A 12,376-nucleotide genomic window follows, 5' to 3' on the forward strand; every position below is an offset into this window, starting at 1 on the left:
AAGCTACAGGCCCCATCATTCGGGGCCTGCGGTCTATTGACGCACCAGGAATTTCAAGTCGCTTGGCGCATCCATCGGCAGTTTCTGCACGGTTTTACCCAGCAGCCCGCTCTTGGCATCCCGCTCGACCACGACAATATGGTTGCTCTTTTGATTGGCGATCAGCAGGAATTTGCCACTGGGGTCCAGAGTGAACTCGCGCGGATGATCGCCCTCTACGGAGCGGCGTTGCAGTTCATTGAGATGCCCGGTCGCCGGGTCGATCGAATACACCAGCATCTGGTTGGCGGTGCCACGGTTGCTGACGTAGAGAAACCTGCCATCAGCCGAGGCATGCAGCGCAGCGGCGGCCTTGTCCGAGACCGGTTGCCCAGCGGCGAGGTCAACCATCTGTGTTTGTTTGAGTGTGCCGTTGCTGTAGTCGAACACCGCAACCTGGGCGCTCATTTCCATGGTCAGCCAGGCATGTTTGCCGTCAGCGCTGAACAGCAGGTGCCGAGGACCGCTGCCCGCAGGCAACTGCACGAACGCAGGATCAGCCGCTACCAATGGCAAGTCCTTGTTGGCCTTGGGATCGAAGCGATAGGCAAAGACCTTGTCTGCGCCCAGATCATTGGAGAACACGAACCGACCATCCGGGGAAGACACGGTCGAATGCACGTGCGCCGACATCTGCCGCTCGGGATTGACCCGGCTAGAGGGATGACTGCTCATCTGCACCACCGGCCCCAGCTTGCCATCGGCGCCCACCGGCAACACCGCCAGGGTGCCGCCCGGGTCTTCAGCCACCGAGTAATTGCTGACGAACAGGTGGCTCGCGTCGGCGCTGAGGCTTGAATGGGTGGGCTCATTGCCCAGGCTCTGCACCTGACTGATCAGGCTCAGCTCATGGCTCTTGGGGTCGATGGCGAAGCTGCTGACACGACCGACTGGATCCTGCTGACCCGGACCGTTTTCGTTGACCACGAACAATTGCCGCTGATCCCTGGACAGGGTCAGCCACGAAGGGTTTTCGCTCTTGATCACTTGCAGCGGCTTGGCATCGAGCTGGCCACGGTTGCTGTCGAAGTTCAGGCGATAGATGCCCTCACTCTGCCCCGCCGTGTACGTACCCACCAGCACTTGATATTGCTCGGCGAACGCCGCTTGCACGCCCATGGCACCGACGCTGCCGGCCATCAACAGCGGCCAGAACTTACGCATCCTCATGCTCGTCATCCTCGTTGTCACCGCCAGTGGCGTCCAGGCAGACCAGCCGGTGTTCGCCAGACTCACCGGTGATGATCCAGCTTTGCAGGGCGGTATCGAAAGTCGCGGCTTCGATCTGCGCCATGCTGAATATCCAACGTTTGAGCGCGCGGCCGTCCATGCATTCAATGTGCAGGTTGTCTTGTTCATCGAGTGAAAAATCGAAAGCGTGCAGCCCATCGATTTCCAGCATGTCGCAGGTTTCGAGGGCGGCGAGCAAGGTGTTGGTTACGGCAGTCATGGCAGTCAGTCTTTGAGTTCAAAGACGCAATGATAGCTTATTGAGCCAAGCCCCTTTCACAAACACCACACGCCCCCCTGTGGGAGCGAGCTTGCTCGCTCCCACAGGAAAAGGGTTCCTTCAGTTGATCCTCAGATCGCCTCACGCGACGGCTGTCCATCCACCAGGCGCTGGATGCGCAACGGGTTGGCATTCTTCAGCGCATCCGGCAGCAAGCTGTCGGGGTAGTTCTGGAAGCACACCGGACGCAGGAATCGGTCGATGGCCAGGGTGCCCACCGAGGTCCCACGGGCGTCGGAAGTGGCCGGGTACGGCCCGCCGTGGACCATGGAGTCGCACACTTCTACACCGGTCGGGTAACCGTTGAGCAGGATGCGGCCGACCTTTTGTTCCAGCAACGGCGTCAGCTCGCCGAACTGTTCAAAATCAGCCGGTTCACCAATGATCGTGGCCGTCAGCTGTCCGTGCAGACCGTGCAGCGCAGCCGTCAGTTGCGCCTGATCCGCCACTTCGACAAACACCGTGGTCGGACCAAAGATTTCTTCCTGCAATACTTCATCGCCATCGATCAGCAAACCGACATCGGCCTTGAACAATTGCGGCTGCGCCTGATTGCCCTGCTGTGTGCTGCCGGCCAGATGAGTGATGCCCGGATGCGCCAGCAATTTTTGCAGGCCCTTGCCATAGCTGCTCAAGGTTCCGGCATTGAGCATGGTTTGCGCCGGCTGGTCGTTGATCAGCCCCGCCACCTGTTCCACGAAGGCACTGAACTGTGGCGAGCGGATACCGATCACCAGGCCTGGATTGGTGCAGAACTGACCGCAACCCTGGACCACCGAAGCGGTAAGGTCGCGGGCGACCGTTTCGCTGCGCGCCGCCAGCGCCTGGGGCAGAACGATCACCGGGTTGATGCTCGACATCTCGGCGAATACCGGGATCGGCTGCGCACGTGCCGCCGCCATGTCACACAAGGCGCGCCCGCCGCGCAGCGAACCGGTGAAGCCAACGGCCTGAATCGCCGCATGCTTGACCAGCGCCTCACCTACGCCACCGCCGTAGATCATGTTGAACACGCCTGCCGGCATGCCGGTTTTCTCCGCAGCGCGGATGATGGCATCAGCGACCCGCTCGGCCGTGGCCATATGGCCGCTGTGGGCCTTGAAAACCACCGGGCAACCGGCCGCGAGAGCCGATGCGGTATCGCCGCCCGCCGTGGAAAAAGCCAGGGGGAAGTTGCTCGCGCCAAACACGGCCACCGGACCTAGACCAATGCGGTACTGGCGCAAATCCGGGCGTGGCAGGGGCTGGCGATCCGGCAGTGCCTTGTCGATTCGCGCGCCATAAAAATCGCCACGGCGCAGGACCTTGGCGAACAAGCGCATCTGTCCGCTGGTGCGACCGCGCTCACCCTGGATACGGCCGGCAGGCAACGCGGTTTCGCGGCAGACCACCGCCACGAAATCGTCGCCCAGGGCGTCCAGCTCATCGGCAATCGCATCGAGAAACTGTGCACGACGTTCGGCGCTGAGGCGGCGATACGCCGGGTAGGCGGCAGCGGCGGCCTTGGCGGCGGCATCCACTTCTTCGGGCGTGGCCTGGACGAAATAGCCCGGCAATGCCTCGCCAGTAGTGGCGTCGACGCTTTGCAGTTGGACGGTGCCGGCCGCGCTACGCTGGCCGCCGATGTAGTTGTGACCCAGTGTCTGACTCATTGGGGATTCCTTAAAGAGTACCGATGGTGCCGGGTTCGAACACCGCTGTAACCGGTGCAATACCGTTGATCAGCGGCGCGCCAAACTCGGCCTGACTGATTTCGAAGACATCACCCGGCTGCGTACGAATGCCGTCGGCAAACGACAACGTCGCCGTCCCGAAGAAGTGAATGTGCACATCACCCGGGCGCAGGAACTGACTGTACTTGAAATGGTGGTATTCGAGGTTTTCCAGGCTGTGGCACATGTTGGCTTCGCCACTGAGGAACTCGTTCTGCCACAACACTTCGCCGTTGCGCACGATACGGCTGGTGCCTGCCAGATGTTGAGGCAATTGACCCACTCGAAGTTCCGGACCGTAACTGCAACTGCGCAATTTGGAGTGCGCCAGGTACAGGTAATTCTTGCGCTCCATGACGTGATCGGAGAACTCGTTGCCGATGGCGTAACCCAGGCGATACGGCTTGCCATCGTGGCCGATGACATACAGGCCGCTGATCTCCGGCTCTTCGCCCGCGTCTTCGGCGAACGGTGGCAACGGGAACGCCTGACCCGGGCGCACGACGATACTGCCGTCACCCTTATAGAACCATTCCGGCTGCACACCCGCCTGACCCGCTGGCGGCTTGCCGCCCTCCACGCCCCATTTGAAGATGCGCATGGTGTCGGTCATTGCCGTTTCGTCGGCGGACTGCTGGTGCATTTTGTCCCGCGCCGAGGCACTGCCCAGGTGCGTCAGGCCGGTGCCGCTGACCAGCATGTGTGCCGGGTCCGGGTGGTCCAGCGGTGGCAGGATGCGCAACGTGGCCAGCAGTTCGGCGTAATCATGGCTGGTGCCCAGGCCCAGCGCCGTGACTTGCTGCTCAAGGTTGACACCCGCCTCGATCGCCGCCAGGGCCAGATCGCGCACGGTGCGCGCATCCTGCACTTCGCGAACCTGACCTTGTTGCACCACACCTACCCGGCGCTCGCCGTTTAACAATTCGAATTGAACCAGACGCATGGAAATCTCCTTCAATAATTCTTCAGAACCACACAACACCTTGTTGGAGCGGGCTTGCCCGCGATGGGGCCGGCATATCCAGCCTCATCAGCGCCTGACACTCCGCCATCGCGGGCAAGCCCGCTCCCACAGGGGCCGAAGCACATTTAAATACGACTCGCCCCCCGCGCACTTGCGGCGAACTGGTCAGCCGGCAACACATGCTTGCGCTCCAACTGGCGATAAACCACGCCAGTCAAGATCAATCCGAACACCATCACGCAGGACAGGAAGTACAAGCCCGACGCCAGGTTTCCGGTGTATTCCTTCAGCGCGCCGATCACGAACGGGCCGATGTAGCCGCCGAGGTTGCCCACCGAGTTGATCAACGCGATCCCCGCTGCCGCACTGGCACCGGCAAAGAATCGACCGGGCAACGTCCAGAACACCGCCGTGCAGGAAAACAGCGCGAACGCCACCAGGCACAACGCCGCCAGTTGCACCACCGGCAAGGTCAGCCAGGCACTGAGGAACAGGCCAAGCGCGCCCAGCACATAGAGCACCGCCAAGTGACCGTAGCGATCGTTCAAGCGGTCGGAACTGCGCGGAATGATCAGCAGGCCGATAATCCCGAAGATGTAAGGCACCGACGACACGAAACCGGTCACCAGGTCGCTGCCGCCGAACTGCTTGATCAGTGTCGGAAGCCACAGGCCCAGGCCGTAAATGCTCAAGGTCACTGGCAGGTAGAACAACGCCAGCAGCAACACACGTTTGTCCTTGAGCGCATGCAACGGGTTGCCATGGCGGGTCTGGCCGTACTCCGCCAAGTCCTTTTTCAGCTCGCCGGCCAGCCAGTCCTTCTCGGCCTGGTCCATCCACTTCACCTGTTGCGGACCGTCCGGCAACCAGCGCAGTACCGGCCAGGTCAGCAGGATCGCCGGGGCACCGATTACGATGAACAACCACTGCCAGCCGTGCAGGCCCAGGATGCCATCCATGCCCAGCAGGCCGCCGGACACGGGCCCGGTAATCAACATGGCAATCGGTTGAGAGAGGATGAACAGTCCAAGGATCTTGCCGCGGTGACGCACCGGGAACCACTGGGTGATGTAGTACAGGACGCCCGGGAAGAACCCGGCTTCAGCGGCACCCAGCAAAAAGCGCATCACATAGAAGCTGTGCGGCCCTTGCACAAAGGCCATGCCGATGGTGATGGCGCCCCAGGTAATCATGATCCGCGCAAACCAGCGCCGCGCACCAAAGCGTTCGAGCATCAGGTTGCTGGGGATTTCCAGGAGGAAGTAACCAATAAAGAACAGCCCGGCACCCAGACCGTAGGCGGCATCGCCGATCCCGATGTCAGCGCCCATGTGCAGCTTGGCAAAGCCTACGGCGGAGCGATCCACATAGGCGATCAGGTACAGCAGGATCAGGAAGGGAATCAGTTTGAGTGTGATGCGACGAATAAGCCGCAATTCCTGGCTCATGAGATCGGTCTCCGATTGTTGTTGTTATGGAACCTTGGGGGACGCCTCTCGCACTAAAAACGCCAGGGCAATCCCTCCAGTGGAGGCGACTATATAGTAATACTATTTAATCGAGCAACACTTCCAATAAGACGAAATTGCGCTTAATGTACGCTTCAGTTCGAACAATATAGTCATACAATAAGAGAATCGATCATGTCTGATAAGAAACCCACCCTGCGCTCCGCCCAATGGTTCGGCACGGCCGACAAAAACGGCTTCATGTACCGCAGCTGGATGAAGAATCAGGGCATTGCCGACCACCAGTTCCAGGGCAAGCCAATCATCGGCATCTGCAACACCTGGTCGGAGCTGACCCCGTGCAACGCGCATTTCCGTCAGATTGCCGAGCACGTCAAACGCGGCGTGATCGAGGCCGGTGGTTTCCCCGTGGAATTTCCGGTGTTCTCCAACGGTGAATCGAACCTGCGCCCGACCGCCATGCTCACCCGCAACCTGGCGAGCATGGACGTGGAAGAAGCCATTCGCGGCAACCCGATCGATGGCGTGGTCTTGCTCACCGGTTGTGACAAGACCACCCCGGCCCTGCTGATGGGCGCCGCCAGTTGCGACGTACCCGCCATCGTGGTCACTGGCGGGCCGATGCTTAACGGCAAGCACAAGGGCAAGGATATCGGCTCGGGCACCGTGGTCTGGCAGCTCAGCGAACAGGTCAAGGCCGGCACCATCACCATCGATGATTTCCTCGCGGCCGAGGGCGGCATGTCCCGCTCGGCAGGCACCTGCAATACCATGGGCACGGCCTCGACCATGGCCTGCATGGCCGAAGCGCTTGGCACTTCCCTGCCCCATAACGCGGCGATTCCGGCGGTGGATGCACGTCGCTATGTACTGGCGCACATGTCCGGCATGCGCGCCGTGGAGATGGTCAAGGAAGACCTGCGCCTGTCGAAGATCCTGACCAAGGAAGCCTTTGAGAACGCCATTCGTGTCAATGCTGCCATTGGCGGTTCGACCAACGCGGTGATTCACCTCAAGGCCATCGCCGGCCGCATCGGCGTCGAGCTGGATCTGGACGACTGGACCCGCATCGGTCGCGGCATGCCGACCATTGTCGACCTGCAACCGTCCGGGCGCTTCCTGATGGAAGAGTTCTACTACGCTGGCGGCCTGCCTGCGGTGTTGCGCCGCCTGGGTGAAGCCAACCTGATTCCTAACCCGAACGCCCTGACCGTCAACGGCAAGTCCCTGGGCGAAAACACCAAGGACGCGCCGATCTATGGCGAGGACGAAGTGATCCGCACCCTCGACAACCCGATCCGCGCCGACGGCGGGATCTGCGTGCTGCGCGGTAACCTGGCCCCCCTCGGCGCCGTGCTCAAGCCTTCGGCTGCCACCCCGGAACTGATGCAGCATCGCGGGCGTGCGGTGGTGTTCGAGAACTTCGACATGTACAAGGCGCGTATCAACGATCCGGAGCTGGACGTCGATGCGAACTCGATCCTGGTCATGAAAAACTGCGGTCCCAAGGGTTACCCAGGCATGGCCGAAGTCGGCAACATGGGCCTGCCGGCCAAACTGCTGGCCCAGGGCGTGACCGACATGGTGCGCATTTCCGACGCCCGCATGAGCGGCACCGCCTACGGCACCGTTGTCCTGCACGTGGCGCCGGAAGCTGCGGCTGGCGGGCCTCTGGCCGCGGTGAAGGAAGGCGATTGGATCGAACTCGATTGCGCTACCGGCCGCCTGCACCTGGACATCCCGGACGCCGAACTGGCCTCACGCATGGCCGACCTGCAACCGCCGCAGCAATTACTGGTGGGCGGTTATCGCCAGCTGTACATCGACCATGTGCTGCAAGCGGACCAGGGCTGCGACTTCGACTTCCTGGTCGGCTGCCGGGGCGCCGAGGTGCCGCGGCACTCGCACTAAGCCCACCATCCCCTCTCCCCGAGGGGATGCTTTTCCCTGTGGGAGCGGCGGTGCGACGATTCGACTTGCTCGCGAAAGCGGAGTGTCAGTCAGCTCATGTATCAACTGGCACACCGCTTTCGCGAGCAAGCCCGCTCCCACATTTGGTACTGCATCTAACTCAAGTTCGTGTCTTGCCTGTTATCATGCGCCACACCCCCACGCACTCAGGATCGCGCCGTTTCCCATGGATTACCGCAAACCCTCCGACCGCAAGAGCATGCATTCGCGCATCGTCCAGGAACTGGGCATGCAGATCGTTTCCGGGCGTTTCCTGCCGGACGACAAACTGCCCGCCGAAGCGCTTTTGTGCGAAGAGTACGCGGTCAGCCGACCGGTGCTGCGCGAGGCCACTCGCGTCTTGGTTGCCAAAGGCCTGGTGTATTCGCGCCCACGGGTGGGCACCGTGGTCAAGCAGCGCAAGGAATGGCACATGCTCGATCCGGACGTGTTGCACTGGCTGATGCAAAGCAGTCCGCAAAATGAATTCTTCGACCTCCTGACCAGCGTGCGCAGCATCATCGAGCCGGCCGCCGCCGCCCTCGCCGCACAATTCGCGACGGATGCCGACATCGCCGCCATTGGCGAAGCATACCAACGCATGGAAACCGCACCGACCCCGGAAGCGCTGCTGCAACCGGACCTGGACTTCCACAGCCGCATCGCCGACGCCACCCACAACGACCTGCTGGCCAACTTGTGCAACATGCTGGCCGTGGCGATTGCCGAAGCCTTGAAGCACTCGAACCAACGACCGAACCTGCATGAACTGGCGTTGCCGCGCCACAAGGCAATCCTCACGGCCATCGAGAACCGAGATGCCCTGGGCGCACGGCACGCGACGCTGGTGCAGCTCGACGATGCGAGAAGTGCGTTGAGTGTGGTGCTGGGCGCAGAGCCAACCTGAATTCCCCTGTAGGAGCGAGCTTGCTCGCGATGGCGGTGTGTCAGTCGGCACATGCATTGGCTGACACGCCGCCATCGCGAGCAAGCCCGCTCCTACAGGGGAAACGGTGCGAGTTTCAGGCATAAAAAAACCGCAACCTCAGGTTGCGGCTTTTTCATTGCGGCCAAGACTCAGTGAGCAAACAACGAATTGCCCTTCTGCCCCGCCAGCTTCTCCGGCTTGATCAGGAACCGCGCCAATGCTGGCAGCAGCCAGAGCGCACCGAACATGTTCCACAGCAGCATGAAGGTCAGCATCAGCCCCATGTCGGCCTGGAACTTGATGGCCGAGAAAATCCAGGTGCACACGCCGATGGCCAGGCACAGGCCGGTGAACAATACCGCCTTACCGGTGGACTTCAGCGTTTGGTAGTAGGCCTCTTGCAACGGCAGACCTGCACGCAGGAAACTTTCCAGACGACTGTAGATGTAGATGCCGTAGTCCACGCCAATCCCCACCCCCAGCGCCACCACCGGCAACGTCGCCACCTTCACGCCAATCCCCATGAACGCCATCAGCGCGTTACCCAGTACCGAGGTCAGCACCAGCGGCAGCACAATGCACAGGGTCGCCGCCCAGGAGCGGAACGTGATCATGCACATCACCGCCACGCAGATGTACACCAGGATCAGGATGGTCAGCTCGGACTTCTTGATCACCTCGTTGGTGGCGGCCTCGATCCCGGCATTACCGGCAGCGAGGATGAACTCAAGGCCATCCTTATTGTTTTCCTTGGCGAACGCCTGCACTGCATGGACTGCACGGTCGAGGGTCTCTGCCTTGTGGTCGTTGAGGAACACCAGCACTGGCGCCAGGGAGCAACTGTTGTTGTACAGGCCGTCGGCACGCGCGATGGAGTTGTTCAGCACGTCGGGGTTGCGCGACAGGGTTTCCCATTTCAGGTTGCCCTCGTTCATGCCCTTGATCATCTGCTTGGACACGGTCACCAGGGAAATCGCCGACTGCACGCCCTCGGTGTTCTGCATCTTCCACATCAATTCGTCGATCGGCGCCATGGCTTCATAACGCGAGCAGCCTTCGGACTTGGTCTTGACCATCACCACCAGCACGTCGGAACTAGTGGAGTAGTTGTTGATGATGAAGTTGTTGTCCTTGTTGTAGCGTGAGTCCGGACGCAGTTCCGGGGCACCCTGGTCGAGGTCACCGATTTTCAGGTTCTGGCTGTACCAGAGGCCGCCACCGAAGGCCAGCAACGCCAGGACGATCGACACCGGTGCGACTTTCGAGCTGGCAAAACTCGACAGCAGGCGCCAGAACGGGTGTTCACGGTGCGCGTCTTTCTTGCTGCGCTCGACCGCCCGCTTGCTGATGCCGACATAGGAAATCGCCACCGGCAGCAGGATCAGGTTGGTGAACACGATCACCGCCACACCAATCGACGCGCCGATGGCCAGTTCCCGGATCACGCCAATATCGATGATCAGCAGCGTGATGAAGCCCACGGCGTCCGCGAGGATCGCAATCATCCCCGGCAGGAACAACTGGCGGAAGGTGCGTCGTGCGGCGGTCAGCGCGTTATCGGCCTCGCTGGATTGCAGGGCAATACCGTTGATCTTCTGTACGCCGTGGGAAATACCGATGGCAAAGATCAGGAACGGCACCAGCATCGAATACGGATCGAGACCAAACCCGAAGAAGTGCATCAGGCCCAGTTGCCAGATCACCGCCACCAGCGTCGTGCTGAGTACCGCCACCGTACTGCGCAGGCAGTTGGTGAACCACAGCAACAGGATCAGGGTGATGACAAAGGCGATACCGAAGAACAACACCACCATCACCAGGCCATCAATCAGGTCGCCGACCTTCTTGGCGAAACCGACGATGTGGATCTTGACGTTGGGGTTCTGCTTTTCGAACTTGTCGCGGATCTTTTCCTCAAGGTCATGGGAGAACTTGCGGTAGTCCAGCGCCAGCAACTTGCCTTGGTCCTGCGGGTCCGGATAGGACTCCAGCAACGGAATGTCGACGATGCTCGACTTGAAGTCGTTGGCCACCAGACGCCCGATCTGCCCGGACTTGAGCACGTTGTTGCGCAGCAGGTCGAGGCTTTGCTGGGAGCCGTTGTAGCTCTGCGGGATCACTTCACCCCCGGCGAAGCCCTCCTCCGTAACCTCGGTCCAGCGTACGCTCGGGCTCCACAGCGACTTGAGGCCGGAGCGATCGACGCCGGAGATGTAGAACACCTCGTCATTGATCTGGCGCAGGGTCTCCATGTATTCCTTGGAGAAGATGTCACCGTCGGTGGCTTCCACCGAAATGCGCACGGTGTTGCCCAGGTTCGCCAGGTCGTTGCGGTGCTCCATCATCTTCTGGATGAAGGGATGCTCCAGCGGGATCATCTTTTCGAAACTGGTGGAAGGTCGGATCAGCGTCGCCTGCCAGAACAGGAAAATACTGACCAGCAGGCAGATGGTGATCACTGCCGGGCGGTTGTTGAAAATCAGGCGTTCAAGAAACGTCGCCTTGTCCTGGTGATGACTTGTCATGGATGTCATAGCTCCGCCCTTCTTATTATTTGCCCAGCTCTGCGCCGGTTGGCGAAGTAGCGCGAACGCCGCCCTGTCCTGCCAGAATCAGATTGCCGTTGCCTGCTGCGGTCACCGCCGACACCGAAATACGGTCAGGGCGGTTGAATACGCTGAAGGTTTCGCCGTCGTCATTGCTGCGCACCACGCTGCCACCGTTGCCCACGATCACGATGGAACCGTCATCGAGCAGCGTAGCGCCAGACAGGCCAAACTCCAGTGCGCCGCGTGCGGCCTTGAGCTCGACCGGCTCCCAGGTGCTGCCAAAATCGGTGGAACGGAACAGGTTGCCCCGCAGGCCGTAGGCCAGCAGCGTGTTGGATTGGGCGGTGCCGATCACCCCGAACAGCGAGCCTTCGTACGGGCCTTCGAGCTTTTCCCAGGTCTGGCCCCAGTCGGCGGAGCGGAACATGCTGCCCTGCTCGCCAACGATGAACAGCCCGGCGTCCTTGACGGCGGCGATGGCGTTGAGGTGGTACTGGTCTTCGTTGTCCAGGCGGTCGCTGGCGTCTTCCCAGTGTTTGCCGCCGTCGGTGGTGGCCATCAGATTACCGTAGGCGCCTACGGCAAAGCCGCTGTTGGCGTCCTGGAACCAGACGTCGAGCAATGGCGATTCACGGGTGAGGTCTTCGAATTGTTTGGTCCAGGTGACGCCACCGTCCTCACTGGCGAGGATCTGCGCGTCATGGCCGACGGCCCAGCCGTGCTGATCGTCGACGAAATAGACAGAAGTGAGCAGTTGGCGGGTTGGTACCTTGGCCTGGATCCAGGTCGCACCCTGGTCATCGGAATACAGGATGTGCCCGCGATCGCCGACGGCAACCAGACGTTTGCCGGCGTGCACGACATCGAGCATCAGGTTTTTGCTGGCCTTGGCCGACTCAACGGAATAGACAGCTTCGGACGCCGGCGTCGCGGCAGCCAGCGACGGTGCCGACCACACGGCACAACCCAGCAGCGAGAGCGCAGTGGCCAACTGCGCGACTTTGCGCAGCGCCAGCGGGCGGCAGGTACCCACACCCATGACAGGCTCACTCATAGACCTTCCCCCATTATTATTGTTAGGTCGCGCAAGGGTACTCACAGCGCTCGGATAAACAGGAGCATAGTCCTGAAACCCGCAATCCAGAGCCCCTTCGGAAGCTGGCTTATCCTATCGGGGTTTGGAAAGGTCTGACAATCGACGCCACGTTATCTTTTGTTAACCCGGCGGTATTGGGAGGGAGGGTGAATGATGGGG

General features: G+C 61.0%; 9 protein-coding genes. 2 read left to right on the forward strand and 7 right to left on the reverse strand.

The genetic code is table 11. The features are described from left to right. Positions 1 to 33: 33 nt before the first annotated feature. The 5 genes from AB4O36_RS12250 to AB4O36_RS12270 form a co-directional block, all read right to left on the reverse strand. Positions 34 to 1,209, reverse strand: coding sequence for a lactonase family protein (locus AB4O36_RS12250; RefSeq protein ID WP_460141887.1), 1,176 nt, complete (start codon positions 1,207 to 1,209; stop codon positions 34 to 36). Next, positions 1,196 to 1,489: a DUF5629 family protein gene (locus AB4O36_RS12255; protein ID WP_460141888.1), complete on the reverse strand. Its 294-nt coding sequence runs from the start codon at positions 1,487 to 1,489 to the stop codon at positions 1,196 to 1,198. The genes AB4O36_RS12250 and AB4O36_RS12255 overlap by 14 nt, the downstream gene beginning before the upstream one ends. A 131-nt stretch (positions 1,490 to 1,620) precedes the next feature. Continuing rightward, complete coding sequence (locus AB4O36_RS12260; protein ID WP_460141889.1) at positions 1,621 to 3,201, reverse strand: aldehyde dehydrogenase (NADP(+)); 1,581 nt, start codon at positions 3,199 to 3,201, stop codon at positions 1,621 to 1,623. Between the two features lie 10 nt (positions 3,202 to 3,211). Beyond that, positions 3,212 to 4,204: an AraD1 family protein gene (gene araD1, locus AB4O36_RS12265; RefSeq protein WP_460141890.1), complete on the reverse strand. Its 993-nt coding sequence runs from the start codon at positions 4,202 to 4,204 to the stop codon at positions 3,212 to 3,214. Between the two features lie 146 nt (positions 4,205 to 4,350). Beyond that, positions 4,351 to 5,673, reverse strand: coding sequence for an MFS transporter (locus tag AB4O36_RS12270; protein ID WP_460141891.1), 1,323 nt, complete (start codon positions 5,671 to 5,673; stop codon positions 4,351 to 4,353). A 195-nt stretch (positions 5,674 to 5,868) separates the two neighbouring features. Between AB4O36_RS12270 and AB4O36_RS12275 the strand changes: the two genes are divergently transcribed. Both AB4O36_RS12275 and AB4O36_RS12280 read left to right on the forward strand, forming a co-directional pair. After that, on the forward strand, positions 5,869 to 7,605 hold the full coding sequence (locus tag AB4O36_RS12275) for an IlvD/Edd family dehydratase (RefSeq protein ID WP_460141892.1): 1,737 nt from the start codon (positions 5,869 to 5,871) through the stop codon (positions 7,603 to 7,605). A gap of 226 nt (positions 7,606 to 7,831) precedes the next feature. Beyond that, positions 7,832 to 8,551 carry a FadR/GntR family transcriptional regulator gene (locus tag AB4O36_RS12280; protein WP_460125497.1) on the forward strand — a complete coding sequence of 240 codons (720 nt, stop codon included), beginning with the start codon at positions 7,832 to 7,834 and terminating at the stop codon, positions 8,549 to 8,551. Between the two features lie 170 nt (positions 8,552 to 8,721). Here the strand turns inward: AB4O36_RS12280 and AB4O36_RS12285 are convergent, their stop codons facing one another. Next, complete coding sequence (locus tag AB4O36_RS12285; RefSeq protein WP_460141893.1) at positions 8,722 to 11,097, reverse strand: efflux RND transporter permease subunit; 2,376 nt, start codon at positions 11,095 to 11,097, stop codon at positions 8,722 to 8,724. A gap of 25 nt (positions 11,098 to 11,122) precedes the next feature. Further along, positions 11,123 to 12,175: a WD40/YVTN/BNR-like repeat-containing protein gene (locus AB4O36_RS12290; RefSeq protein WP_460141894.1), complete on the reverse strand. Its 1,053-nt coding sequence runs from the start codon at positions 12,173 to 12,175 to the stop codon at positions 11,123 to 11,125. Positions 12,176 to 12,376: the final 201 nt, after the last annotated feature.

The organism is Pseudomonas sp. S2_E01, assembly GCF_054668365.1.

Coding starts and splice junctions, on each gene's coding strand:
- AB4O36_RS12250 (WP_460141887.1), bottom strand. CDS start 1,209: ATGAGGATGCGTAAGTTCTGGCCGCTGTTGATGGCCGGCAGCGTCGGT.
- AB4O36_RS12255 (WP_460141888.1), bottom strand. CDS start 1,489: ATGACTGCCGTAACCAACACCTTGCTCGCCGCCCTCGAAACCTGCGAC.
- AB4O36_RS12260 (WP_460141889.1), bottom strand. CDS start 3,201: ATGAGTCAGACACTGGGTCACAACTACATCGGCGGCCAGCGTAGCGCG.
- araD1 (WP_460141890.1), bottom strand. CDS start 4,204: ATGCGTCTGGTTCAATTCGAATTGTTAAACGGCGAGCGCCGGGTAGGT.
- AB4O36_RS12270 (WP_460141891.1), bottom strand. CDS start 5,673: ATGAGCCAGGAATTGCGGCTTATTCGTCGCATCACACTCAAACTGATT.
- AB4O36_RS12275 (WP_460141892.1), top strand. CDS start 5,869: ATGTCTGATAAGAAACCCACCCTGCGCTCCGCCCAATGGTTCGGCACG.
- AB4O36_RS12280 (WP_460125497.1), top strand. CDS start 7,832: ATGGATTACCGCAAACCCTCCGACCGCAAGAGCATGCATTCGCGCATC.
- AB4O36_RS12285 (WP_460141893.1), bottom strand. CDS start 11,097: ATGACAAGTCATCACCAGGACAAGGCGACGTTTCTTGAACGCCTGATT.
- AB4O36_RS12290 (WP_460141894.1), bottom strand. CDS start 12,175: ATGAGTGAGCCTGTCATGGGTGTGGGTACCTGCCGCCCGCTGGCGCTG.